The organism is Streptomyces venetus (assembly GCF_039540295.1).
Taxonomy (GTDB): Bacteria; Actinomycetota; Actinomycetes; order Streptomycetales; family Streptomycetaceae; genus Streptomyces; species Streptomyces venetus.
Genome location: NZ_BAABET010000007.1, coordinates 217,349 through 241,349 on the forward strand (window position 1 = coordinate 217,349; position 24,001 = coordinate 241,349).

At 73.5% G+C, this 24,001-nt stretch carries 20 protein-coding genes, 1 pseudogene and 1 riboswitch; of the genes and pseudogenes, 9 read left to right on the top strand and 12 right to left on the bottom strand.

Features of this window, described 5'->3' with window-relative positions:
* Window positions 1-16 precede the first annotated feature (16 nt).
* Genes ABEA82_RS23730 through ectA form a run of 3 tightly spaced genes read right to left on the bottom strand, consistent with a single transcriptional unit; the run spans window position 17 to window position 2,233 of the window.
* On the bottom strand, window positions 17-415 hold the full coding sequence (locus tag ABEA82_RS23730) for an ectoine synthase (protein WP_345663631.1): 399 nt from the start codon (window positions 413-415) through the stop codon (window positions 17-19).
* A complete protein-coding gene (gene ectB / locus ABEA82_RS23735) occupies window positions 412-1,680 on the bottom strand; it encodes a diaminobutyrate--2-oxoglutarate transaminase (protein WP_345663632.1) in 1,269 nt (422 codons plus the stop codon). Before ectB ends, ABEA82_RS23730 begins: the two co-directional genes overlap by 4 nt.
* Before the next feature lie 58 nt (window positions 1,681-1,738).
* On the bottom strand, window positions 1,739-2,233 hold the full coding sequence (ectA, locus tag ABEA82_RS23740; RefSeq protein WP_345663633.1) for a diaminobutyrate acetyltransferase: 495 nt from the start codon (window positions 2,231-2,233) through the stop codon (window positions 1,739-1,741).
* 223 nt (window positions 2,234-2,456) lie between these two features.
* Between ectA and cbiE the strand changes: the two genes are divergently transcribed.
* Window positions 2,457-3,818 (top strand): precorrin-6y C5,15-methyltransferase (decarboxylating) subunit CbiE, encoded by a 1,362-nt coding sequence (gene cbiE / locus ABEA82_RS23745; protein WP_345663634.1) that lies wholly within the window; start codon window positions 2,457-2,459, stop codon window positions 3,816-3,818.
* A complete protein-coding gene (gene cobM / locus ABEA82_RS23750) occupies window positions 3,815-4,564 on the top strand; it encodes a precorrin-4 C(11)-methyltransferase (RefSeq protein WP_345663635.1) in 750 nt (249 codons plus the stop codon). The genes cbiE and cobM overlap by 4 nt, the downstream gene beginning before the upstream one ends.
* 16 nt (window positions 4,565-4,580) lie before the next feature.
* On the opposite strand, the gene ABEA82_RS23755 is transcribed toward cobM, so the two are convergent.
* On the bottom strand, window positions 4,581-5,699 hold the full coding sequence (locus tag ABEA82_RS23755) for a cobalt-precorrin-5B (C(1))-methyltransferase (protein ID WP_345663636.1): 1,119 nt from the start codon (window positions 5,697-5,699) through the stop codon (window positions 4,581-4,583).
* A gap of 18 nt (window positions 5,700-5,717) precedes the next feature.
* Here ABEA82_RS23755 and ABEA82_RS23760 point away from each other — a divergent pair, with 18 nt between their 5' ends.
* A complete protein-coding gene (locus tag ABEA82_RS23760) occupies window positions 5,718-6,482 on the top strand; it encodes a cobalt-precorrin-6A reductase (RefSeq protein ID WP_345663637.1) in 765 nt (254 codons plus the stop codon).
* Between the two features lie 148 nt (window positions 6,483-6,630).
* Here ABEA82_RS23760 and ABEA82_RS23765 read toward each other — a convergent pair whose 3' ends face one another.
* Genes ABEA82_RS23765 through cobG form a run of 3 tightly spaced genes read right to left on the bottom strand, consistent with a single transcriptional unit; the run spans window position 6,631 to window position 10,108 of the window.
* Entirely contained in the window at window positions 6,631-8,157 is a 1,527-nt protein-coding gene (locus ABEA82_RS23765) for a precorrin-2 C(20)-methyltransferase (RefSeq protein ID WP_345663638.1), read from the bottom strand.
* A complete protein-coding gene (locus ABEA82_RS23770) occupies window positions 8,154-8,825 on the bottom strand; it encodes a precorrin-8X methylmutase (protein ID WP_345663639.1) in 672 nt (223 codons plus the stop codon). Before ABEA82_RS23770 ends, ABEA82_RS23765 begins: the two co-directional genes overlap by 4 nt.
* Window positions 8,822-10,108 (bottom strand): precorrin-3B synthase, encoded by a 1,287-nt coding sequence (gene cobG, locus ABEA82_RS23775; protein WP_345663903.1) that lies wholly within the window; start codon window positions 10,106-10,108, stop codon window positions 8,822-8,824. Before cobG ends, ABEA82_RS23770 begins: the two co-directional genes overlap by 4 nt.
* A gap of 100 nt (window positions 10,109-10,208) precedes the next feature.
* Window positions 10,209-10,285: riboswitch (cobalamin riboswitch) on the top strand.
* Between the two features lie 55 nt (window positions 10,286-10,340).
* On the opposite strand from cobG, the gene cobN reads away from it, so the two are divergent.
* Complete coding sequence (cobN, locus tag ABEA82_RS23780; RefSeq protein ID WP_345663640.1) at window positions 10,341-13,937, top strand: cobaltochelatase subunit CobN; 3,597 nt, start codon at window positions 10,341-10,343, stop codon at window positions 13,935-13,937.
* 9 nt (window positions 13,938-13,946) lie between these two features.
* Here cobN and ABEA82_RS23785 read toward each other — a convergent pair whose 3' ends face one another.
* Window positions 13,947-15,278 carry a hypothetical protein gene (locus ABEA82_RS23785; protein WP_345663641.1) on the bottom strand — a complete coding sequence of 444 codons (1,332 nt, stop codon included), beginning with the start codon at window positions 15,276-15,278 and terminating at the stop codon, window positions 13,947-13,949.
* A gap of 113 nt (window positions 15,279-15,391) precedes the next feature.
* Here ABEA82_RS23785 and ABEA82_RS23790 point away from each other — a divergent pair, with 113 nt between their 5' ends.
* A complete protein-coding gene (locus tag ABEA82_RS23790; RefSeq protein WP_345663642.1) occupies window positions 15,392-16,648 on the top strand; it encodes a molybdopterin-dependent oxidoreductase in 1,257 nt (418 codons plus the stop codon).
* Between the two features lie 310 nt (window positions 16,649-16,958).
* Here the strand turns inward: ABEA82_RS23790 and ABEA82_RS23795 are convergent, their stop codons facing one another.
* The 3 genes from ABEA82_RS23795 to ABEA82_RS23805 are packed head-to-tail and all read right to left on the bottom strand — an operon-like array spanning window position 16,959 to window position 19,020.
* Window positions 16,959-17,708: a class I SAM-dependent methyltransferase gene (locus ABEA82_RS23795; RefSeq protein WP_345663904.1), complete on the bottom strand. Its 750-nt coding sequence runs from the start codon at window positions 17,706-17,708 to the stop codon at window positions 16,959-16,961.
* Entirely contained in the window at window positions 17,705-18,322 is a 618-nt protein-coding gene (locus ABEA82_RS23800) for a TIGR04282 family arsenosugar biosynthesis glycosyltransferase (protein WP_345663643.1), read from the bottom strand. The genes ABEA82_RS23795 and ABEA82_RS23800 overlap by 4 nt, the downstream gene beginning before the upstream one ends.
* Window positions 18,319-19,020: a glycosyltransferase family 2 protein gene (locus ABEA82_RS23805; RefSeq protein ID WP_345663644.1), complete on the bottom strand. Its 702-nt coding sequence runs from the start codon at window positions 19,018-19,020 to the stop codon at window positions 18,319-18,321. Before ABEA82_RS23805 ends, ABEA82_RS23800 begins: the two co-directional genes overlap by 4 nt.
* A 115-nt stretch (window positions 19,021-19,135) precedes the next feature.
* On the opposite strand from ABEA82_RS23805, the gene ABEA82_RS23810 reads away from it, so the two are divergent.
* A complete protein-coding gene (locus tag ABEA82_RS23810) occupies window positions 19,136-19,897 on the top strand; it encodes a response regulator transcription factor (RefSeq protein ID WP_345663645.1) in 762 nt (253 codons plus the stop codon).
* On the top strand, window positions 19,894-21,009 hold the full coding sequence (locus ABEA82_RS23815) for a sensor histidine kinase (RefSeq protein ID WP_345663646.1): 1,116 nt from the start codon (window positions 19,894-19,896) through the stop codon (window positions 21,007-21,009). Before ABEA82_RS23810 ends, ABEA82_RS23815 begins: the two co-directional genes overlap by 4 nt.
* 27 nt (window positions 21,010-21,036) lie before the next feature.
* Here ABEA82_RS23815 and ABEA82_RS23820 read toward each other — a convergent pair whose 3' ends face one another.
* Window positions 21,037-22,038, bottom strand: a complete 1,002-nt coding sequence (locus ABEA82_RS23820; protein WP_345663647.1) for an NAD-dependent epimerase/dehydratase family protein — start codon at window positions 22,036-22,038, stop codon at window positions 21,037-21,039.
* Window positions 22,039-22,193: 155 nt separating this feature from the next.
* Between ABEA82_RS23820 and ABEA82_RS23825 the strand changes: the two are divergent.
* Window positions 22,194-22,463: pseudogene (locus ABEA82_RS23825) on the top strand (flavodoxin family protein); the annotation flags it as partial.
* A gap of 139 nt (window positions 22,464-22,602) precedes the next feature.
* Window positions 22,603-23,994: a phosphatase PAP2 family protein gene (locus tag ABEA82_RS23830; RefSeq protein ID WP_345663648.1), complete on the top strand. Its 1,392-nt coding sequence runs from the start codon at window positions 22,603-22,605 to the stop codon at window positions 23,992-23,994.
* Window positions 23,995-24,001: the final 7 nt, after the last annotated feature.

The following is a 24,001-nucleotide window of genomic DNA, read 5'->3' on the forward strand; positions in this document are numbered from 1 at the left end:
GGCCGGTCCCCTTCCGTCAGGCGTTGGGTTCGGGGGGCGGGTAGCTGCCGTTCTCGTCGTGGTCCTCCCACCCGGTGACCGGGGGGTTGAAGACGCACACGCAGCGAAAGTCCGTCTTGGGGCGGAGCGTGTGCCGCTCGTGGCCGTCGAGCAGGTACATCGTGCCGGGTTTGATCCAGTGGGTCTCGCCCGTCTCCTCGTCGGTGAGTTCGGCCTCGCCCGCGACGCACAGCACGGCCTCGACGTGATGCGCGTACCACATCGACGTCTCCGTGCCCGCGTACAGCACGGTCTCGTGCAGCGAGAAGCCGGCCTTGTCCCGGGCGAGCAGGAGGCGCCTGCTCTCCCAGGTACCGGAAGCGGCCCTCACATGGCGCTCGGTGTTCTCGATCTCGCTCAGTGACCGGACTATCACGTCGTCTCCCGTACCGACCGGGCGAGGATTCGCAGCCCCTCGTCCAGCTCCTCCGGAGGGATGGTGAGGGCCGGCAGCAGCTTGACGACCTCGTCCTCGGGCCCGGACGTCTCGACCAGCAGGCCGAGTTCGAAGGCACGGCGGGCCACGGCCGACGCGCGCTGCTTCTCGGCGAACTCGATCCCCCACACCAGCCCGCGTCCGCGGACGGCGGCGCCGAGCCCGGGGTGCTCCTCGCGGATCGTGTGCAGCGCCTGCTCGACCTGTTCCCCGCGTGCGATGGTCTGCTTCTCCATCCGGTTGTCGGTCCAGTACGTCTCGAGCGCGGCGGTCGCGGTGACGAAGGCGTGGTTGTTGCCGCGGAAGGTGCCGTTGTGCTCACCCGGTTCCCACACGTCCAGGCCGGGCTCGAACAGGCACAGCGACATCGGCAGGCCGTAGCCGCTGATGGACTTCGACAGCGTGACGATGTCCGGTGTGATGCCGGCCTCCTCGAAGGAGAAGAAGGCCCCGGTGCGTCCGCAGCCCATCTGGATGTCGTCCACGATGAGCAGCATGTCGTGCCGGTGACAGAGATCGGCCAGCTCCCTCAGCCACTCGCCCCGGGCCACGTTGACGCCGCCCTCGCCCTGCACCGTCTCGACGATCACCGCGGCGGGCTTGTTCAGGCCCGAGCCCTGGTCGTCGAGCAGCCGCTCGAACCACAGGAAGTCCGGGACCTGGTCGTCGAGGTAGTGGTCGAACGGCATGGGGGTGCCGTGCACCAGCGGCACGCCGGCGCCGGCCCGCTTGACGACGTTGCCGGTGACGGCCAGCGCACCCAGGGACATGCCGTGGAACGCGTTGGTGAAGGAGACGATGGCCTCGCGCCCCTTCACCTTGCGGGCCAGCTTCAGTGCGGCCTCGACGGCGTTGGTGCCGGCCGGGCCCGGGAACATCACCTTGTACGGCAGTTCGCGCGGGAGCAGCACCAGATTCCGGAAGGTCTCCAGGAACGCGCGCTTCGCGGTGGTGGCCATGTCGAGGCCGTGGGTGATTCCGTCGGCCTCGATGTAGTCGAGGAGGGCCCGCTTGAGAGCGGGGTCGTTGTGGCCGTAGTTGAGCGATCCGGCACCCGCGAAGAAGTCGATGTAGGTGCGGTCGCGCTCGTCGCGAAGGCGGCTTCCCCGCGCGTGCACGAAGACGGTGGGCCACCCTCGACAGTAGCTGCGTACCTCGGATTCGAGGCTTTCGAATACGCTCAGATCCGGCTGCCTTTTCGTCATGACACTCCTAGGTGCGGGAAGAGCCCGAGCACCGGCACGTTCGCTGCGACGCCGAATTTCAGCGCAGTGGTCCGATGCGGTACAGGTACTCGGGCTCGTGGGCCTCGGGAAACAACTCCGCGGGAAAGAGGAGTTCGCGTTTCAGCGGTGCCCTGTGTCGTTCGGCGAAGGAGAGGAACAGCTGTTGGGAGGCGGTGTTGTCCGGGCTGATGGTCGTCTCCAACCGGTGGAGGACGCTCTGCGCACGCAGTCGGCCGGTGAGATGGTCGAGCATGGCGCCGGCGAGGCCCCGTCCGCGGTCGGCCCCGGTGACGGCGATCTGCCAGATGACGAGCACGTCGGGCCGGTCGGGGCGGCGGTAGCCGGTGGTGAAACCCTTCGGTGCGCCGTTTCCGTCACGGGCCACCGCGGAAGTGTGTGCGAAATCGCGGAACCACAGCAGGTAACTGTACGGAGAGTTGACGTCGAGTTCTGCGGATTCGCGGGCGATACGCCAGACAGCCGGACCGTCCGCGATGGTTGGTTCCCCGATGTATTCCGTCAGTGTCGTCATACGGAGCACCTTTGTTCCACGGTCACCGGGTGTTACCGAATTCCCGGGGCGTGTGCGACTACTCATGTTACGTGGGTGGTCCCGACTCGGCCACGGGACCAGTACTTGAAACCCCAACGGTGCTCGGGGAGGGGGCGGCGACGGCCCACCCGAGCGAGGATGCGCTGGTCACCGCCCAGTAGAGTGCGCCTCTGTCCGTCCCCGAAAGCCGAGGTACCGCGCAGTGACGCCCGCACCCCCCGCACCGACCGCCACCGTGACCGTCGTCGGGATCGGGGCCGACGGCTGGGCGGGGCTGCCCGGTGCCTCCCGTGCCGCGCTGAGCGAGGCCGAGGTCCTGATCGGGGGCGCGCGCCAGCTGGATCTGCTGCCGCCGGAGTGCACCGGACAGCGCGTCGCCTGGCCGTCGCCGCTGCGCCCCGCCGTCCCCGGCCTGCTCGCCGCGCACGCCGGCCGCCGGATCGCCGTGCTGGCCAGCGGGGACCCCATGTTCTACGGCATCGGACGCGCCCTCGCCGAGGAGACGGACGCCCTGCGCGTCCTGCCGCACCCCTCCTCGGTCTCCTACGCCGCCGCCCGGCTCGGCTGGCCCCTGGAGGACGTGGAGGTCGTCACCCTCGTCGGCCGGCCCGCCGCCCGCCTCGCCGCCGCCCTGCACCACGGCCGGCGCCTCCTCGTCCTCAGCGCGGACGCCACCACCCCCGGCGAGGTCGCCGCCCTGTTGCGGGACCGGGGCTTCGGTCCCAGCCGGATGCGGGTCCTGGAGCAACTGGGCGGCGAGCAGGAACACGCCACCGCCGAGTCCACCGCCGACGACTGGCCGCACCCGCCCGGCGACCCCCTCAACATCGTCGCCGTCGAATGCCGCCGCGCCCCCGGCGCCGTGCGGCTCGGCGCCGTGCCCGGGCTGCCGGACGAGGCGTACGAGCACGACGGCCAGCTCACCAAGCGGCACGTCCGCGCCGCCACCCTCGGGGTCCTCGCGCCCGCACCCGGTGAGCTGCTGTGGGACATCGGCGGTGGCTCCGGATCCATCGCCGTCGAGTGGATGCGCACCCACCCCTCGTGCCGCGCGGTCACCGTGGAGCGCGATCCGGCGCGCGCCGAACGGATCACGCGCAACGCGGACCGGCTCGGCGTGCCCGGCCTGCGGGTCGTCACCGGTGCCGCCCCCGCCGTCCTCGCCGAGCTCCCGCCCCCCGACGCGGTGTTCGTGGGCGGCGGACTCACCGCGCCCGGCCTCCTGGACGCGTGCTGGGAGGCGCTGCCCGACGGGGGGCGGCTGGTCGCCAACACCGTGACGCTGGAGTCCGAGGCGCTGCTCGCCGACGCCCACCGGCGCCACGGCGGCGAGCTGGTGCGGCTCGCGGTGGCGCACGCCGTGCCGGTGGGGGGCTTCACCGGGTGGCGGCAGGCGATGCCGGTGACCCAGTGGGCCGTGCGGAAAGCCCTGGGTACCTCAGGACACGAGACCTCAGAACACGAGTTCCCAGGACCCGACACCTCAGGACCCGACACCTCGGGACCCGACACCTCAGGACCCGAGACCTCGGGCCACGACACCCTTTCGGGAGCAGACAGATGACCGTGTACTTCATCGGGGCCGGCCCCGGTGCCGCCGACCTGATCACGGTGCGCGGTGCCCGCACGCTCGCCGCCTGCCGGGTCTGCCTGTACGCCGGCAGCCTGGTCCCGCGCGAACTGCTCGCCGAATGCCCACCGGACGCCCGGCTGGTGGACACCGCGCAGCTCGACCTGGACCAGATCACCGCCGAACTGCTGCGCGCCCACGAGGAGGGACACGACGTGGCCCGGCTGCACTCCGGGGACCCGTCCGTGTTCAGCGCGGTGGCCGAGCAGATGCGGCGGCTGGACGCGGCCGGGGTGCCCTACGAGGTCGTCCCGGGCGTCCCGGCGTTCGCCGCCGCGGCGGCCTCCCTGAAACGGGAGCTGACCGTGCCGACCGTCGGCCAGAGCGTGATCCTCACCCGCGTCGCCAACCGGGCCACCCCCATGCCCGAGGGCGAGGACCTCGCCACGCTCGGCCGCAGCGGCGCGCTGATCGTGCTGCACCTGGCCGCCAAGTACGCGGACCGCGTGGTCGAGGAGCTCCTCCCGCACTACGGCGCCGACTGTCCCGCCGCGGTCGTGGCCTACGCCTCCCGCCCCGACGAGATCGTCATCCGCGGCACGCTGGAGGAGATCGCCGGGAAGGTGAAGGAGGCCGGTGTGCTGCGCACCGCCGTGATCATGGTGGGGCGGACGCTGGGAGCGGAGCAGTTCCGGGACAGTCACCTGTACTCGCCGGAGCGGGAACGCCACGTGTGCTGAGCACGGTGAGCGGCCGTCAGGCCACCGTGCTGCGCCCCACCACCGTCCCCGCCCGGTCGATGCAGATCACGTCGACCGCCACCGGTGCCCCCCGCAGCACGGCCAGGGCCTCGTCGCGGGCGGTGGTGGCGACCAGGTCGCCGAGCGGTACCCCGGCCGCGATGCAGGACTGGAGCGCGGCGAGGCCGGTGTTGGCCTCGGCCACCTGGGCGGCCAGGGCCTCGTCCGCGCCGCCGCGCCGGGCCAGTTCGGCGAGGAAGCCCTTGTCGACCTGGGAGCGGGCGGAGTGCAGGTCGAGGTGGCCGGCGGCGAGCTTGGAGAGTTTGGCGAAGCCGCCGCAGACGGTCAGGCGGTCGACGGGGTGGCGGCGGATGTACTTCAGCACCGCGCCCGCGAAGTCGCCCATGTCGAGCAGGGCGTCCTCGGGCAGGCCGTACTCGGCGACGACCGTCTTCTCCGACGTCGACCCGGTGCAGCCGGCGACATGCGTACGGCCCGCCGCCCGGGCCACGTCCACGCCCCGCCGGATCGAGTCGATCCAGGCCGAGCAGGAGTACGGGACGACGATGCCGGTCGTGCCCAGGATGGAGAGGCCGCCCAGGATGCCGAGCCGGGGGTTCCAGGTGGAGCGGGCGATCTCCTCGCCGTGGTCCACGGAGACGGTGATCTCGACGTCCCCGGTGCCGCCGTGCCGGGCGGCGACCTCGGCGACGTGGTCGCCCATCATGCGGCGGGGGACGGGGTTGACGGCCGCTTCGCCGACGGGCAGGGGCAGGCCGGGGCGGGTGATCGTGCCGACCCCGGGCCCCGCCCTGAAGACGACCCCGGCCCCGGCGGGCAGCGGCCGTACCGTGGCCCGGACCAGGGCCCCGTGGGTGACGTCCGGATCGTCGCCCGCGTCCTTCACGATCCCCGCCATCGCGTGCCCGTCGCCCAGTTCCTCGGCGGCCAGCGCGAACGACGGCGTCTGGCCCTTCGGCAGGGTGATGGTCACCGGGTCGGGAAACTCGCCGGTCAGCAGGGCGGTGTACGCCGCCGTCGTGGCCGCCGTCGCACACGCGCCGGTGGTCCAGCCGGGCCGCAGGCCGGTGTGCTCCAACTGGGCCCTGCGGCCGCCCTTCACTTCGCTGCTCATGAACGGACCTGGACTTCCATGCACGTACTGATCCTCGGTGGCACCTCGGAGGCCCGCCGTCTCGCCGAACTCCTGCACGCGACACCCGGGGTGACCCCGACCAGCTCCCTCGCGGGGCGGGTGGCCAGTCCGCGGCTGCCGCCGGGTGAGGTGCGGGTGGGCGGTTTCGGCGGGGTGGAGGGGCTGACCGCCTGGCTGCGTGAGCACCGGGTGGACGTGCTCATCGATGCCACCCACCCTTTCGCCGGGACGATCAGTTTCCACGCGGCGCGGGCCGCCGCCACCGCCCATGTTCCCCTGCTCGCCCTGCGGCGCCCCGGCTGGGTCCCCGTCGAGGGTGACGACTGGCACGACGCCGGCTCCCTGGAGGAGGCCGCGCGGCTGCTGCCCGGGCTCGGCCGGCGGGTGTTCCTCACCACCGGACGGATGGGCCTGGCCGCGTTCGCCGCGCTGGACGAGCTGTGGTTCCTCGTACGGTCGGTGGACGCGCCCGAGGCTCCGCACCCGGCCCGGATGGAGGTGCTGCTGGACCGCGGCCCGTTCACGCTCGACGGAGAGCGCGAGCTGCTCCGCCGCCACCGTATCGACGTCGTGGTGACCAAGGACAGCGGCGGAACGGCCACGGCGCCGAAACTGACGGCAGCCCGGGAGGCCGGGCTGCCGGTACTCGTGGTCCGCCGGCCCCCCGTCCCCGAGGGCGTCCCGGTCGTCTCCGACCCGGAGGCGGCGGCCCGTTGGATCACCAAGCGCCTCCCCCAGGGCGACTCCCCGACCACCAGCTGAAAAACGCCCCCGCGGGGGCGGGGCGGTCTTCTCGCGGTCCTGCGTCGCAACACACTGGGTCCCCAGGAGACCGTTTTGGGCTCGGCCTCGGGACACCGGCGCGGGCCGCGCGGTCTTCTCGCGGGCCCGCGTCGTCCCCCCCGGGTTCTCAGGAGGTCCCGTCGGGCTCCGTTTCCGGGTAGCGGCGGGGGGTCCAGGTGATCTCCTCGTCGTTCCCGCGGCGTACCGCCCGGGTCTGGGAGGAGCCGACCAGGAGGATCGTGCGCATGTCGACCTCGGACGGGTCCAGGTCGGACAGCCGTACGATCCGCACGCGTTCGCCGGTTCCGCCGACGTCCCGGGCCACCACGACCGGGGTGTCGGGCGCCCGGTGCTCCAGCAGCAGCTCGCGTGCCTTGCCCACCTGCCAGGTGCGGCTGCGTGAGCCCGGGTTGTACAGGGCCAGCACCAGGTCCGCCGAGGCGGCGGAGCGCAGCCGCTCGGCGATGACCTCCCACGGCTTGAGCCGGTCGGAGAGGGAGAGGACGGCGTAGTCGTGCCCGAGCGGGGCGCCCGCGCGGGCCGCTGCCGCGTTGGCGGCGGTCACGCCCGGCAGCACCCGCACCGGCACATCCGCGTACTCCTTCTGGGAGGCGACCTCCAGCACGGCCGTCGCCATGGCGAAGACGCCCGGGTCGCCGCCGGAGACGACCGCCACCCGCCGCCCGCGCCGGGCCAGTTCCAGGGCGAACTCGGCGCGCTCCGACTCGACCCGGTTGTCCGAGCCGTGCCGTGTCTGCCCGGGACGCTCCGGCACCCGGTCGAGGTAGGTCGTGTAGCCGACCAGGTCGTCGGCGGCGGCCAGCGCACCCCGGGTCTCGGGCGTCAGCCACAGCGGACCGGCCGGCCCGGTCCCGACCACGACGACCTCGCCCCGCTCCGGCGTGCGAGGCCGCTCGGCGTCCACCTGGCTGGGCAGCACGGCCACCGAGAAGTACGGCACCGACTCGGCGTCCACGTCCGCCAGTTCGGCGAGCCGCTCCCCGGCCATGGTGGCCCGCTCGACGTACCGGGCCTCGCCCAGCCGCCCCGACTCGGCGAACGCGCTCCGCACCTTGGTGAAGGTCCGCCCCAGCTTCATCACCACGGCGGCGTCCGTCGAGGCGAGCCGTGCGGTCAGCTCCTCCTCGGGCAGGGTGCCCGGCAGGATGGTGAGCACCTCCTCGCCCTCGGCGAGCGGCGTGCCCAGCCGCGCGGCCGCGGCGGACACGGACGTGACGCCCGGGATCACTTCGGTGTCGTAGCGGTCGGCGAGCCGCTTGTGCATGTGCATGTAGGAGCCGTAGAACAGCGGATCGCCCTCGGCGAGGACCGCGACCGTCCGCCCCGCGTCCAGGTGCGCGGCGAGCCGGGCCGACGCCTCGGCGTAGAACTCCTCCATCGCGCCCTTGTAGCCGCCGGGATGGTCGGTGGTCTCGGTCGTGACCGGGTAGACCAGCCGCTCCTCGATGTGGTCTGCACGGATGTGCTTCGCCGCGATCGAGCGGGCGATGGAACGGCCGTGCCGGGCGCTGTGGTACGCGATCACATCCGCCTCGGCGATGACCTCGACGGCCCGTACGGTCATCAGGGACGGGTCGCCCGGGCCGAGCCCGACCCCGTACAGCCGCCCCGCGCTGGACTGCTCGCCGCTCACTCTTCCTCACTCGCGATCGCGTTGAGCGCGGCGGCGGCGATGGCGCTGCCCCCGCGACGGCCGCGTACGACCAGGTGCTCCAGGCCGGACGGATGCGCCGCCAGGGCGTCCTTGGACTCGGCGGCCCCGACGAAGCCGACCGGGACGCCGATGACGGCGGCCGGCCGGGGAGCCCCCTCCTCGATCATCTCCAGCAGCCGGAACAGGGCGGTGGGCGCGTTGCCGACGGCGACCACCGAGCCCTCCAGCCGGTCCCGCCACAGCTCCAGCGCGGCGGCGCTGCGCGTGGTGCCGAGCCGCGCCGCCAGTGCGGGCACGGACGGGTCGGAGAGGGTGCAGAGCACGTCGTTGCCGGCGGGCAGCCGCTTGCGGGTCACCCCGCTGGCCACCATCTGCACGTCGGTGAAGATGGGCGCACCGGAGCGCAGGGCCTCCCGGGCACGGGCCACGACGGCCGGTGAGTAGGACAGGTCCCGTACGAGGTCGACCATCCCGCAGGCGTGGATCATCCGGACCGCTACCTGGCTGACGTCGGCGGGCAGGGCGGCGAGGTCCGCCTCCGCGCGGATGGTGGCGAAGGACTGGCGGTAGATCGCCGGGCCGTCCTTCTCGTAGTCGTACGTGGTCACGGTGGTCTTCACACTGCTCTCGGTCGTCATACGGCTCATGAGGTGATCGCCGCCAGGGCGGTGGCGAGTCGGGCGGGGTCGTCCATCGAGGTGGTCCGGGGTTCCTGGCCGCTCACGGCGGTGGAGAGTCGGTAGCCGCCTCCCTCAGCGGCGACCACGTCGACGCGGTCGCCCCGGGGGTGCCCGCAGCGGCGTTCGCACCCGGACCAGTACAGGGGCAGGCCGTGCGGCTCGACCGCGCCGAGGGCCCCGGCCGCGTCGGTCCGTACGTCGGCCCGCGACTTGGCGCATCCGGGCCTGCCGATGCAGGCGCCCACGCGCAGCCAGGGGGAGTCGGGGTCGGTGACGAGGCCGGCGGCGGCGAGGCGGGAGAGGGACTCGGCCGTGGGAGCCCCCTGTGTGGGAAGAACCACACCGCGCCACGGCGTCAGACGCAGCTCATCCGCGGCGATATGGGTCAGTTCGCGCCATTGGCGCACCGTGAGCCGTCCCAGCGGTACGTGCACCGAGAGGCTGGAGGAGAGGGCCCCGGGGAGCGGGCCGTCCGCGCGGCCGGTCTCACGGGCCCGCGGCTCGTGACGGATGCCCTCGGCCGTCAGACGCCGGCCGACCGCGTCGAGCAACTCCTCCGCCGGGCGGTCGAGTTCCTCGACGCGCCAGACGCGCGCCCCGCTCGTCCGCGCCGCCTCCAGGAAGGTCTCCGCCGCCACCAGCGCGGCCCGCGCCGCCTCCTCGGCACGGACGTGCAGCGCCTCACCGGCTGCCCCCAGGCCGAGTTGCGCGCCGCCGTCCGCCGTCGCCCGGACCGTCACGTCGGCGTCGAGCCCGGTCACGTCACCGCGTCCGTCGTCGAGCGCGAACAGGAAACGCCCCGACAGGTCCCGCGCCGCCTCGCTCGCGCACAGCGCCGCGTCGAGGGCCGTCAGCCAGGGCCGTACGTCCAGCACGCCCCGCCCGTCGAGACCCGACAACGGCGAGGCCACGATGTTGCGCACCCGCTCGTGCCCGTGCGACGGCAGCAGCCCGGCCGCGTCCAGCAGCCCGGTCAACTCGCCGCCGCAGCCGTCCGCCAGGCCCCGCAGCTGCACGTTTCCGCGCGAGGTCAGGTGCAGGTCGCCGTCGCCCAGCCGCTCCGCCGCGTCGGCGAGCGCCGCCGCCTGCCGAACGGTCAGCACACCGCCGGGTATCCGGACCCGGGCCAGCGCGCCGTCGTCCGCCGCGTGCAGCCGCAGCGTCCCCGGGCAGGCGTCACCGCGGTCCCGGGAGACCGCCGTGGCCAGGGGCGATGAAGGGAGGGCAGGCGTGGACATGGCGGCGAGCATACCTACCATCACACCCGCTGTACGCCCCGCCCTTTTCACGTGCCCCTTACTATGATCGCGGCGGATCATCCGGTCCGCCGACGCCACGACGGCGACAGGGGAGGAAGCCCGGTGCGAGTCCGGCGCGGTCCCGCCACTGTGAGCCCGGCCCTCACCGGCCGGGCGAGCCAGGAACTCCCGCCGTCCTCCCACCGCCCGGGGCGCGGACACCCCGAGGAAGGCCAGACGCCGCATGATCCTTCTCCTGTCGACGTCCGACACCGACCTGCTCAGCGCACGCGCGGCGGCCGGCCCGGTCTCGTACCGCTTCGCCAACCCGGCCCGTCTCGCCCTTGACGACCTCCCCGGTCTGCTCGAGGGTGCCGACCTGGTCGTCGTACGCCTCCTCGGTGGCGTCCGGGCCTGGCAGGAGGGCCTCGACCTGCTCCTCGCCGACGGCCGCCCGGTCGTCGTCCTCACCGGCGAACAGGCCCCGGACGCCCAGCTGATGGCCGCCTCCACCGTCCCGGTCGGCATCGCCGCCGAGGCGCACGCCTATCTCGCCCACGGCGGCCCGGCCAACCTGGAGCAGCTCGCCCGCTTCCTCTCCGACACGGTCCTGCTGACCGGCCACGGCTTCGAGGCACCCGCGCCCGCGCCCACCTGGGGCCCGCTGGAGCGCACGGCCCGCGAGGACGCCGACGGACCGACCGTCGCCGTGCTCTACTACCGGGCCCACCACATGAGCGGCAACACGGCCTTCGTAGGCGCCCTGTGCGACGCGATCGAGGAGGCGGGCGGCAGGCCCCTGCCGCTGTACGTCGCCTCCCTGCGCGCCCCCGAGCCCGAGCTGATCGAGGAACTCCGCGCCGCCGACGCCATCGTCACCACCGTGCTCGCCGCGGGCGGCACCAAGCCCGCCGAGGCGTCGGCCGGCGGCGACGACGAGTCCTGGGACGCCGGCGCGCTCACCGCGTTGGACGTCCCGATCCTCCAGGCCCTGTGCCTCACGGGTTCGCGCACCGCCTGGGAGGAGAACGACGAGGGCGTCTCCCCGCTCGACGCGGCCAGCCAGATCGCCGTCCCCGAGTTCGACGGCCGCCTCATCACCGTCCCGTTCTCCTTCAAGGAGATCGACGAGGACGGCCTCCCGGCCTACGTCGCCGACCCCGAGCGCGCGGCCCGCGTCGCCGGTATCGCCGTACGCCACGCGCGACTTCGGCACATCCCGCCCGCCGCCAAGCGCTTGGCGCTGGTCCTCTCCGCCTACCCGACGAAGCACTCCCGCATCGGCAACGCGGTCGGCCTCGACACCCCCGCGAGCGCGGTGGCCCTCCTGCGCCGGCTGCGCGGCGAGGGCTACGACTTCGGAACGGACACCGAGGTGCCGGGCCTGGCCTCCGGTGACGGCGACGAGCTGATCCGCGCGCTGATCGAGGCCGGCGGCCACGACCAGGACTGGCTCACCGAGGAGCAGCTGGCCCGCAACCCCATCCGCATTCCGGCCGCCGACTACCGCCGCTGGTACGCCACGCTCCCCGAGGAGCTGCGCACGGCGGTGGAGGAGAAGTGGGGCCCGGCGCCCGGCGAGATGTTCGTCGACCGCAGCCGCAACCCGGAGGGCGACATCGTCCTCGCGGCCCTGCGCTTCGGCAACCTGCTGATCCTCATCCAGCCCCCGCGCGGCTTCGGCGAGAACCCCATCGCGATCTACCACGACCCGGACCTGCCGCCCTCCCACCACTACCTGGCCGCCTACCGCTGGATCGCCGCGGCCGCCGAGGACGGCGGGTTCGGCGCGGACGCGATGATCCACCTGGGCAAGCACGGCAACCTGGAGTGGCTGCCCGGCAAGAACGCGGGCCTGTCCGCCGCCTGCGGCCCGGACGCCGCACTCGGCGACCTCCCCCTGATCTACCCCTTCCTGGTCAACGACCCCGGCGAGGGCACCCAGGCCAAGCGCCGCGTCCACGCCACGCTCGTCGACCACCTCGTCCCGCCGATGGCCCGCGCCGACTCCTACGGCGACATCGCGCGCCTGGAGCAACTCCTCGACGAGTACGCCCAGATCTCCGCCATGGACCCGGCGAAGCTCCCCGCGATCCGCGCCCAGATCTGGACCCTCATCCAGGCCGCCCGGCTCGACCACGACCTCGGTATGGAGGACCGCCCCGACGACGACGGGTTCGACGACTTCCTCCTGCACGTCGACGGCTGGCTCTGCGAGGTCAAGGACGCCCAGATCCGCGACGGTCTGCACGTCCTCGGCAACCCGCCGCAGGGGGAGGACCGCGTCAACCTCGTCCTCGCCATCCTGCGCGCCCGCCAGATCTGGGGCGGCGCGACGGCCCTGCCCGGCCTGCGCGAGGCCCTCGGTCTGGACGAGTCCGCGGCGACCCGTACGACGGCCGACGAGGCGGAGGACAAGGCCCGCGCGCTCGTCCAGGCGATGGAGGACGCGGGCTGGGACCCGGCCGCCGTGCCCACGGAGCACGGCGAACAGGTCGCGGCCGTCCTCGAGTTCGCCGCCCGCGAGGTCGTCCCGCGCCTGTCGGCGACCACGAACGAACTCGACCACGCGGTCCACGCCCTGGCCGGCGGCTTCGTCCCGGCGGGCCCCTCCGGATCCCCGCTCCGCGGCCTGGTCAACGTCCTGCCGACCGGCCGCAACTTCTACTCCGTCGACCCCAAGGCCGTCCCCTCCCGCCTCGCCTGGGAGACCGGCCAGGCGCTCGCGGACTCCCTCCTGGAGCGCTACCGCGCGGACAACGGCGACTGGCCCACGTCCGTCGGCCTCTCCCTCTGGGGCACGAGCGCGATGCGCACGGCGGGCGACGACGTCGCGGAGGCCCTCGCGCTGCTCGGCGTCCGCCCCGTCTGGGACGAGGCCTCGCGCCGGGTGACCGGTCTGGAGGCCGTCCCGCACGAGGAACTCGGCCGCCCCCGCATCGACGTCACCCTGCGCATCTCGGGCTTCTTCCGGGACGCCTTCCCGCACACGATCGGCCTGCTGGACGACGCCGTACGCCTGGCGGCCTCGCTGGACGAGCCGGCCGAGGTCAACCACGTCCGGGCCCACGTCCAGGCGGACCTCGCCGCGCACGGCGACGAACGCCGCGCCACCACCCGCATCTTCGGCTCCCGGCCCGGGACCTACGGCGCCGGCCTGCTCCAGCTCATCGACTCCCGCGACTGGCGCACCGACGCCGACCTCGCCGAGGTCTACACCGTCTGGGGCGGCTACGCCTACGGCCGCGAACTCGAAGGCCGCCCCGCCCGCGAGGAGATGGAGACCGCCTACAAGCGGATCGCGGTCGCGGCGAAGAACACCGACACCCGCGAGCACGACATCGCCGACTCCGACGACTACTTCCAGTACCACGGCGGCATGGTCGCCACGGTCCGCGCCCTGCGCGGCACCGCCCCCGAGGCGTACATCGGCGACTCGACCCGCCCCGAGACGGTCCGCACCCGCACCCTCGTCGAGGAGACGTCCCGGGTCTTCCGCGCCCGGGTCGTCAACCCGAAGTGGATCGAGGCGATGCGCCGCCACGGCTACAAGGGCGCCTTCGAACTCGCCGCCACGGTGGACTACCTGTTCGGCTACGACGCCACCACCGGCGTGATCGCCGACTGGATGTACGACAAGCTCACCGAGACCTACGTCCTGGACCCCGCCAACCGCGAGTTCCTCCAGCAGGCCAACCCCTGGGCCCTGCACGGCATCGCCGAACGCCTGCTGGAGGCGGAGTCCCGCGGCATGTGGGAGAAGCCCGACCCGGCGGTGCTGGAGGGGCTGCGGCAGGTGTACCTGGAGACCGAGGGGAACCTGGAGGACGACGGGTCCTGACCCCGGCGCTCACCACCCGGTGCGCAGCACGTGGTTGAGGAGCAGGGCGAGCAGGGCCTGGGCGGTGAGCCAGGCGCGGGGGCGGGGGAGGAGCGCGCAGGCCGGGAGGAGCCACACCGCGAAGGGCAGCCAGATGCGCTCCGTCTCCGCCTTGCTCATGCCGGACAGGTCGGCGAGCAGCAGGGCGAGGAGCGCGGCGCACACGAGCACCGCGAGGCGGACGCCGTCTCGCGGCTCGGTGTGCCGCCCCCTCAGCGCGGCGCCCGTCCGCCGCAGCCCCGCCGCCGTCGCCAGGCCCGTGACGGCCACCGCGCAGGCCAGGTTGGCCCACACCCAGTAGCCGTAGGGCCGGATGCCGCCCGCGCCCTGGTGATAGCGCGTCACCAGCAGGCGGTACGCCTCCCACCAGTCGAACCCGGCGAGCGTGAACGCCGTGGGGACCACCGCCAGTCCGGCGAGCAGCGGCAGCAGCAGGGCGGGGCGCTCCCGGATCCCGTCCCGGCCGAGTGCCAGTACCGCCGCCGCGATCAGCGCGACGAGCGTGAGTCCGTACGACAGATAGCAGGTCAGGCCGAACAGCAGCCCGGACGCGCCGGCCCACCGGAAGGACCGGCCGGTGACCGCCAGTGCCAGCAGCGCCACCGCCCATGCCGCCACCGCGGCGAAGTACGCGTCGGCCGAGGTGCCCATCCACACGGCGGCCGGGGCCAGTACGAGGAAGGGCGCCGCCCGGCGCGCGAGTGCCTCACTCGCCAGGGCGCGAACGGCGACCAGCACGGCCACACAGGCCGTCGCCCCGACGGCGATGCACCAGATGCCGGCCCAGCCCCCGCCCCGTAGCCCGGCCCGGTCGAGCAGAACGAAGGTGAGCGTGGCCGCGGGCGGGTGGCCGGCGACGTGGGCGGGCCAGTTGTCGGGGGAGTCGAGAAGGATGTGCCCGGTGAAGTCCCGCAGAGCCGCCGGGATGTCGTGGAAGCGGTCGATCACCTGGAGGTATTCGTAGCGGGTGGTGAGCCTGCGCGCGATGCCGCGCTGCCAGCCGTCGATCAGCGCGAGGGAGCAGATCCACGCCGTGCCCGTGACCCAGGCCACCGGCAGCAGGGCACGCCAGGGCAGACGGGCCGCGAGGGCGGGCCCGTACGCCACGGTGGCGATCGCGACCAGCAGGGCCGCCGGAGTACCGGGGCCCAGGTGCGGCCCCCAGGAGGCCAGCAGCGGGGGCCAGTCGACGAACAGTGTGTGGCTGGTGTCCTGGATGCGGCGGCCGGCCAGGACGGCCGCCGCCACGAGCAGCGCGGCGGCCACGGCGGCGTACAGGTCACGGCGGAGGGAGCGGGTCACACCGGAACGCTAGGCCGACAGGGCGGGCACGGGCCGCCGTCCGGGCCGGACGTCAGCGTTTCGTCATGGGTCGCGCACGCCTTCCCGGGGTCATCCCGGCCTACCGTCGGGCCATGCGAGACGACCCACGGCTTCCCTCCTCTCCCGGCTTCTGGCGCAGCCCCCTGCGCGGCCCCTGGTTCACCTCGGTGCTGGGCCTCGTCCTGCTCGTCGGCATCACCGTGCTCTTCGTGACGGGCCTGGTCTCGTACGCCGCCTACAACCCAAACCTGTCGCCGGTGAACGACAAGACCCCGGAGAAGGGCATCCTCGGCTTCTACCTCTTCGACTGGCCGACGAACCCGCACTGGCTGTACCGGCTCAACCAGGGCGTCCACGTCACCCTCGGCGTCACCCTGATCCCCGTTCTGCTCGCCAAGCTCTGGTCCGTGATCCCGAGGCTGTTCGCGTTGCCGCCGGCCCGCTCGGTCACACACGCCCTGGAGCGGATCTCGCTGCTGCTCCTGGTGGGCGGCGGACTGTTCGAGTTCGTGACCGGGGTGCTCAACATCCAGCTCGACTACGTCTTCCCCGGCTCCTTCTACCCGCTGCACTTCTACGGGGCGTGGGTGTTCTTCGCCGCCTTCGTCGCCCACGCGCTGCTGAAGACGCCCGTCGTCCTGCGCAATGTGCGGCAGCTGCGGGGGGAGAAGCGAGGGGAGCAGCGGGAGGAGACGAACGACCTGGTGACGCCGCGTCCCGCCGAGCCGACCGTCTCCCGCCGTGGTGCCCTGTGGTTCGTCGGGGGTGGCTCCCTGCTGCTGTTCGCGACGACGGTGGGGCAGAACTTCGACGGTCCGCTACGGCGCACCGCCCTCCTCGCACCCCATGGCGGCGAGGATCCCGGCAGCGGCCCGAACGGGTTCCAGATCAACAAGACCGCCGTGTACGCCGGGATCGACCCGGCCGAGACGGGCGAGGACGCCTGGCGGCTCGTGGTGACGGGGCGTACCGGCACCGTCCGCCTCAGCCGTGCCCGGCTCGCCGAACTGCCCCTGTACAGCTCGGCGTTGCCCATCGCCTGTGTGGAGGGCTGGTCGACGTCGGACCAGTGGTGGCGCGGAGTGCGGCTGCGCGATCTCGCGGCGCTCGTCGGCTACGAGGGCGACCCGCCGGACGTGTTCGTCCAGTCGCTGCAACGGCACGGCGCCTTCCGGAGCGCCGCCCTGAGCGCCGACCAGGTGGCCGACCCGCGTTCCCTCCTCGCCCTGTACGTCAACGGCGAGGAGCTGTCCCCCGACCACGGCCACCCGGCCCGGGTCATCGTGCCCGCGGCGCCCGGTGTGCTCAACACCAAGTGGGTGGCCCGGATGACGTTCGGAGACCTGTGATGCGCCGACCGCGGATCCCCGTGGGGAGTCCCCTCCCACTCCTCCTGCTCGCCTGCTCCTTCGCCCTCACCGCCTATGCCGGGGTGCGGCTGCTCGCGGACGACTGGTTCGGCGTGGCGCTGTGGGTCGTGGGGGCGGCGCTGCTGCACGACCTCGTGCTGCTGCCGCTGTACGCGGCGGCGGACCGGGCGGTCGTACGGGGGTTGGGGGCGCGCCGGGAGTGGGTGCCGTACGTGCGCGTACCGGCGGCCCTGTCCGGGCTGCTCCTGCTCGTGTGGTTCCCGCTGATCAGCGGCGCGGTCGAGCGGCGCTACCGGTCCGCCACCGGACTCTCCCCGGACGGCTTCCTCGCCCGCTGGCTGCTGATCAGCGCCGTCCTCTTCGGTGCCTCGGCGCTGCTGCTGGCGCTGCGGCTGCGCAGGGCGACGAAGGTGCGCCCGCCGGCCGTCCACTGACCGGCCCGCTCCCACCCCCGCGCGTGCCGGAGCAGTGCCGGCGTGCCGAGCCGCGCCCAGGGGAACGCGGCACCGGCGGCCGTGTGCGTGTCGGTGATGCGGACGTGGACGCGTTCGTCGACGTCCGCCGGGGCGGTCTCGGCGATGAGCAGGCCGCCGGGACGCAGGAGTTCGGCCGCCCGGTCCAGCAGGGCACGCGGGTCGCCGCCGATGCCGACGTTGCCGTCCATGAGCAGGACGGTGTCCCAGCGGCCCTCGCCGGGCAGCGCCTCGAACACCGAGCGCCGCAGCGCCTGGCCGCCGAGCCGCACGGTGTGGTCGACGGCGGCCTCGCTGACGTCGATGCCGAGGACGGCCCGGCCCCGGGCGGCGAGTTCCGCCACCAGCCGCCCGGGCCCGCAGCCCACGTCGAGCACGGTCCCCTCGCACCGGTCCAGCACGTCCAGGTCGACGCGGTCGGCCCGGGCACACCAGCGTTCCACCTCCAGCGGCAGCAACCAGCCGTCGGAGCGCCGCAGGAACAGCGGCCCGCGGCCCGCGCGCAGGGCGGCGGCATAGGGGTCGGCGCTCGCCCAGGCCAGGGCGGTGGCGGGCGGGGCGCTCATCGTGCGGTGACCGATGCGCACCGGGCCAGCCGGGCGGCGAACCGGCCGTGCGGGGCGAGGGCGGCGACGGCGTGGGCGTCGGCGGCGGTGTCGACGTCCCGGAGCGGGGGCAGCTCCCGCACCCGCAGCCCGGCCGCGATGAGCCGTTCCCGCTGGACGGCGCCGGTCACCGGTGTGGACATGGGCACGCCCCGCAGCAGAGCGGGGTCGGGAACCGCGAGGCCGAGGGCCCAGAAGCCGCCGTCCTCAGCCGGGCCGAAGCACGCGTCACAGCCCGCGAGGTCCAGCGTGAGCAACTCCGGCGTCACCTGCGGGGTGTCCATGCCGATCAGCAGGGCCGGTCCGTCGCACCGCGCGAAGGCGTCCGCCAGCCGCTCGTCCAGCCCGCCCGCGCACTGCCGCAGGACCTCGAAGCCGGGCGGCAGCCAGGGGCCGGGCTCCCCGTCGAGGACGAGGATCCGGCGGGTGGCCGGGGTCGCCGCGACCACGTCCAGGGTGTCGGCCAGCGAGGCCTCCGCCAGTGCCGCGGCCTCCCCGGGCGTGAACGGCGGGGTGAGCCGCGTCTTGACCCGGCCCGGCCGCGGCTCCTTGGCGATGACGAGAAGCGTGGTCACCGTACGGCCCCTTCCCCGGCCGGGGACTCGGCCAGGACGCGGCTCATGTCCCGTACGGCCTGCCAGGTGCCGCGCCAGGTGCCCGTCACCTTCGAGGTCCCGGTCCGCGGCAGGTACGGCACGTCGTGCTCGGCGATCCGCCAGCCCGCGTCGGCCGCGCGGACGACCATCTGGAGCGGATAGCCGCTGCGCCGGTCCGTGAGGCCGAGCGCGAGCAGCGGCTCGCGGCGGGCGGCGCGCAGGGGACCGAGGTCGTGCAGGCGCAGCCCGGTCCGCCGGCGCAGCATCCGCGCGAGCGCGAGGTTTCCGGCGCGGGCGTGCGCGGGCCACGCGCCCCGCCCCTGCGGACGCCGCCGGCCGAGGACCAGGTCGGCCCCGCCGTCGCGCACCTCGCGCACGAACGGGGCGAGCAGCGCCGGATCGAGGGAGGCGTCGCAGTCGCAGAAGCACACCACGTCCGCGGTGGCGGCGGTCAGCCCGGCGTGGCAAGCCGCGCCGAAGCCCCGGCGCGGCTCGCGCACCACGGTCGCGCCGTACGCGCGGGCGACCCGGTCCGAGCCGTCGGTGGAACCGTTGTCGACGACGAGTGCGCGCCAGCCCGGCGGGATCCGCTCGAGGACCCAGGGCAGGGCCTCGGCCTCGTTCAGGCAGGGCAGCACCACGTCGACGTCAGAAGGAGTCGTCGTCACGGGTCTCACCCTACGAACGCGAATCAGTACATACCGGACTGACGCTCCTTACGAAACGCGGACGTCGGCGACCCGGAGGCGTCCGGGCACGGCATCGCAAGCGGCCCGGTGCCAGGCTGGAGGCATGCAGCAGCCCCATCAGCACGAGGACACCCCCGACGGGCCCCCGCGGGTCCTGGTCGTCGACGACGATCCGACCGTCGCCGAGGTCGTCGCCGGATACCTGGACCGCGCCGGATACCTCGTCGACCGCGCGGACGACGGGCCCACGGCCCTCACCCGCGCCGCCGCGCACCGGCCGGACCTGGTGGTCCTCGACCTGATGCTGCCCGGGATGGACGGCCTGGAGGTGTGCCGGCGGCTGCGGGGGCACGGGCCGGTCCCGGTCATCATGCTCACCGCCCGCGGCGACGAGGACGACCGCATCCTGGGCCTGGAGGTCGGCGCCGACGACTACGTCACCAAGCCCTTCAGCCCACGCGAACTGGTCCTGCGCGTGGAGTCGGTGCTGCGCCGCAGCAGGCCCGCCACCCCCGGGCACCGACTGGGAGCGGCCGGTCTGACCGTCGATCCGGCGGCCCGCCGCGCCACCAAGAACGGCACCGAACTCGCCCTCACACTGCGCGAGTTCGACCTGCTCTCCTTCTTCCTGCGCCATCCGGGGCGGGCCTTCGGCCGCGAGGACCTGATGCGCGAGGTGTGGGGATGGGACTTCGGTGACCTGTCGACCGTCACGGTCCACGTCCGCCGTCTGCGCGGCAAGGTCGAGGACGACCCGGCCCGGCCCCGCCTGATCCAGACCGTGTGGGGCGTGGGCTACCGCTTCGACGCCACAGGAGGAGCCGGCGGAGCCGCCGGAGCAACCGAAGAGGGGTACGGATCGTGAACGACACCCTCCTCATCGCCCTGTACGCCTTCGCCGGCGCGGCGGCCACCGGTCTGGCCGGTGCGGGCGCACTGCGCCTGATCCGGCGCCGCTCGCTCACCGCCTCGCTCGCCGTGGTCGCGGCGGTCGGCGTCGTCGCGATGCTCGCCGGCACGCTCGCCGTCGCCTGGGCGATGTTCCTCTCCGCGCACGACCTGAGCGTCGTCACGACCGTCGTCGCCATGGCGGCCGTGGTCTCCCTGGCCACCGCGCTGCTGCTGGGCCGCTGGGTCGTGGCCCGCAGCCGTGCGCTCGCCGTGGCCGCGCGCTCCTTCGGCGACGGCGGGGCCTTCGCCGCCCCCGAGGGGCCGGCCACGGCCGAACTGGAGTCCCTGAGCCGCGAACTGGCCGCCACCAGCGCCCGGCTCGCCGAATCCAGGGAACGGGAACGCGCGCTGGAGACCTCCCGGCGGGAACTCGTCGCCTGGATCTCGCACGACCTGCGCACCCCGCTGGCCGGTCTGCGCGCCATGTCGGAGGCTCTGGAGGACGGCGTCGCCGCCGACCCCGACCGCTACCTGAAGCAGATGCGCACCGAGGTCGAACGCCTCAACGACATGGTCGGAGACCTCTTCGAACTCTCCCGCATCCACGCCGGCACGCTTCCCCTCGCCCCCACCCGCGTCTCCCTGTACGACCTGGTCGGCGACGCGCTGGCGGGGGCCGACCCGCTCGCCCGGCAGCACGGGGTGCGGCTGGTGGGCGGCCGTGTCGAGCCGGTGCCGGTGGAGGTGGACGGCAAGGAGATGAGCCGGGTGCTGGGCAACCTGCTGGTCAACGCCATCCGCCGGACCCCGGCCGACGGCACGGTCGCCATCGCCGCGGAGCGTTCCGCCGAGGGCGTGGTGCTGTCGGTGACGGACGCCTGCGGCGGCATCCCCGAGGAGGACCTGCCGCGTGTCTTCGACACCGGCTGGCGCGGCACGCACGCCCGGACGCCCCCGGCCGGCGCGGGCCTGGGCCTCGCCATCGTCCGCGGGATCGTGGAGGCCCACCAGGGCCGGGCGACGGTACGCAACATCCCCGGCGGCTGCCGTTTCGAGGTGGTGCTGCCCGCTGCCGCTTCTCTCTGATGCGGGCAGCACCACCGGCTCAAGGGGCTATGCGGTCCGCATCCCGGCCCGCGCGAACTCCGCCATGCCCTCCTCGAACCCGACCTCGGGCTTCCATCCCAGCCCGTCCCGCAGCCGTGCCGAGTCCGCGGTGATGTGCCGGACGTCGCCGAGCCGGAACTCGCCGGTGACGACCGGTTCGGGCCCGCCGTACGCGGCGGCCAGCGCACGCGCCATCTCGCCGACGGTGTGCGGGTCACCGCTGCCGGTGTTGTACGCCGTGAGCGCACCTGTGGGCGACGGGGCCTCCACGGCAGCCAGGTTGGCCGCCGCCACGTCCCGGACGTGCACGAAGTCCCTCCGCTGCCGCCCGTCCTCGTACACGCGCGGCGCCTCGCCCCGGGCGAGCGCCGAGCGGAAGAAGGAGGCGACCCCGGCGTAGGGGGTGTCGCGGGGCATGCCCGGTCCGTACACGTTGTGGTAGCGCAGCGACACCGCCGATCCGCCGGTGCAGCGGGCCCATGCGGCGGCCAGGTGCTCCTGGGCGAGCTTGGTCGTCGCGTACACGTTCCGTGGATCGGCCGGAGCGTCCTCGCCGACCAGCCCGGGGGCGAGGTCCGCCCCGCAGACCGGACACGGCGGCTCGAACCGCCCCGCGTCGAGGTCGGCGACGGCACGCGGCTCGGGCCGGACGACCCCGTGCCGGGGGCACTCGTACCGCCCCTCCCCGTACACCACCATCGACCCGGCCAGTACGAGACGCCGTACGCCTGCCTCCGCCATGCCGGCGAGCAGCACGGCGGTCCCGAGGTCGTTGTGCGAGACGTACTCCGCCGCGTCGGCGACCCCGTCGCCGAGCCCGACCATCGCCGCCTGGTGACACACGGCGTCCACACAGGACAGGGCGCGGCGGACGGCCGCCGGATCCCGCACGTCGGCTCCGGGGTCCTCCCGCACGTCGAACACGACCGTCTCGTGCCCCCGTTCCCGGAGCGTGGTGACGACGTGGGACCCGATGAACCCGGCACCGCCGGTGACCAGTACGCGCATACGGCCACGCTAGGCCCGCACCGGTCCCGGGCCACGGGGCCGCGCCCAGGCGTCATGACTCCGTAAGGTCGTGCACGGTGCGTCGAACCGGGACAAACGGGGCATCACTTGGGGCGCTGCCCCCATGACGACAGCCGCCTCCTCCGGTGACGCCGTGCCAGGGCCTGATCGACAAGAGCCGGGCCATCATGGACGCCGCCGGTGTGACCACCGACGTGATCCGTGCGGTCAACCATGACATCGCGCCCGGCGTCTACCCGGACGTGACCGAGCACGGCTTCGCCACGGACGCCTGGCCGGGCCTGTACGGGAAGGTGATGGCGGCGGACATCCTCGTCCTGGCCGGGCCGATCTGGCTGGGCGACAACAGCTCGGTCACCAAGCAGGTCGTGGAGCGTCTCTACGCCTGCTCCTCGCTGCTCAACGCCAGCTGAACGATCGTGGAAAGTCCCGGAACCGACCAACCTGGGGCACACCACTCCGATAACATGTTCGATCGTGCGACGATCACCTACGAGAGATGATCTACTCACTTAACAACACGCAAACCGAATAAGACAATTGATGCCTATATCCACGCGAATACCCTCGCCGACCAGACGCAGGGGCATACTGTGGGCCGCGGCGGGCGCCGTGGCCCTCGGCTTCCTCATAGCGCTCGAGTTCGTCGCGCGCCACTACGACGTGCCGGGGCCGATCACCCGCCAGGTGCGCGAAGTGATCGTCGCGCCGAAGTCGGGCGCCCTGCTGTACGCCGGCATGGCGTTGATGATGGTGGTGCTCACCTGGCGGCAGCGCTTCGTCGCGCTCGGCATCGCGATGGGCATCGACGTCGTCTTCCAGCTGGTGCGGTGGGCGGCCGGCATCAAGATCACCGAGGGCCACCCCTTCGGCAACGGCGCGTTGTGGGTACTGCTCGGCTACGGAGTCATCGCGCTCACCCGCCGCACCGGCGCGGAACGCGTCCTGCTGCTGAAGGGCGTCGGGCTGGGCCTGTTGCTGGTGGCCGGCCGCAAGACCGGCGACACCTGGCTGTTCATCACGTCCAAGGCCCGCCCGATGGTGCTCGACCAGTACGTGGCGACCGCCGACCAGGCGCTGGGCAACCCGTCGTGGCTGGTGGGCCGGATCGTCATGGCCAGCGGGTCGATCGGCTTCAACATCCTCGACCTCGTCTACGGGCAGCTCGCGGTGGCCGCGGTCCTCGTGGCGCTGTACCAGCTGCGCAACGTGGCGGTCGAGCGCCGCTTCCCGAGCCACCACCTGGTGCGCACCTTTCTCGTGATCGGCCTCCTGGGACCCGGCATCTACATGATCTTCCCGGTCGTCGGACCGATCTACGCCTACGGCACCGGCACCGAGCACTGGGACGGCATGAGCCTGTGGTGGTCGGACGCGCCGGCCACCTCGCACTGGGCGCTGGCCAACCTGTGGCCGGACGTTCCGCCGCCGGCCTACGCCCCGCAGGCGATGCCGTTCGACGGGATCACCCCCCGCAACTGCATGCCCAGCCTGCACACCGCCTGGGCCACCGCGATCTTCATCCACTCCCGCAAGGGCCCCCGCGCCCTGCGCTTCGCCGGCACCTTCTGGCTGATCGCCACGCTCACCGCGACGCTGGGATTCGGCTACCACTACGGCGTGGACCTCGTGGCCGGGGTGGTCTTCACGCTCACGATCGAGGCGGCACTGCGCTCGCTCGAACGCGGCTGGGACCGGTCGGGAACCCGGCTGGTCGCCTACGGGACGACGGTCTTCGGCGCGCTCCTGGTCTCCTACCGCTACCTGCCGACGGAGATGGCCGCACGTCCGTGGCTGTTCGGGCCGCTCGTCCTGCTGGCGATGGGCTCGGTGATCTACGGCTACGTACGGACCATCAACCTGTGGGAGCCGAAGGCCGTACCGGCGCCGCGGTCGGAACCCCAACCGGAACCCGGTCTGGCGACGGCCGAGTGAGCCGGCC

Coding starts and splice junctions, on each gene's coding strand:
- ectB (WP_345663632.1), bottom strand. CDS start 1,680: ATGACGAAAAGGCAGCCGGATCTGAGCGTATTCGAAAGCCTCGAATCC.
- ectA (WP_345663633.1), bottom strand. CDS start 2,233: ATGACGACACTGACGGAATACATCGGGGAACCAACCATCGCGGACGGT.
- cobM (WP_345663635.1), top strand. CDS start 3,815: ATGACCGTGTACTTCATCGGGGCCGGCCCCGGTGCCGCCGACCTGATC.
- ABEA82_RS23755 (WP_345663636.1), bottom strand. CDS start 5,699: ATGAGCAGCGAAGTGAAGGGCGGCCGCAGGGCCCAGTTGGAGCACACC.
- ABEA82_RS23760 (WP_345663637.1), top strand. CDS start 5,718: ATGCACGTACTGATCCTCGGTGGCACCTCGGAGGCCCGCCGTCTCGCC.
- ABEA82_RS23770 (WP_345663639.1), bottom strand. CDS start 8,825: ATGAGCCGTATGACGACCGAGAGCAGTGTGAAGACCACCGTGACCACG.
- cobG (WP_345663903.1), bottom strand. CDS start 10,108: ATGCTCGCCGCCATGTCCACGCCTGCCCTCCCTTCATCGCCCCTGGCC.
- cobN (WP_345663640.1), top strand. CDS start 10,341: ATGATCCTTCTCCTGTCGACGTCCGACACCGACCTGCTCAGCGCACGC.
- ABEA82_RS23790 (WP_345663642.1), top strand. CDS start 15,392: ATGCGAGACGACCCACGGCTTCCCTCCTCTCCCGGCTTCTGGCGCAGC.
- ABEA82_RS23795 (WP_345663904.1), bottom strand. CDS start 17,708: ATGAGCGCCCCGCCCGCCACCGCCCTGGCCTGGGCGAGCGCCGACCCC.
- ABEA82_RS23810 (WP_345663645.1), top strand. CDS start 19,136: ATGCAGCAGCCCCATCAGCACGAGGACACCCCCGACGGGCCCCCGCGG.
- ABEA82_RS23820 (WP_345663647.1), bottom strand. CDS start 22,038: ATGCGCGTACTGGTCACCGGCGGTGCCGGGTTCATCGGGTCCCACGTC.
- ABEA82_RS23830 (WP_345663648.1), top strand. CDS start 22,603: ATGCCTATATCCACGCGAATACCCTCGCCGACCAGACGCAGGGGCATA.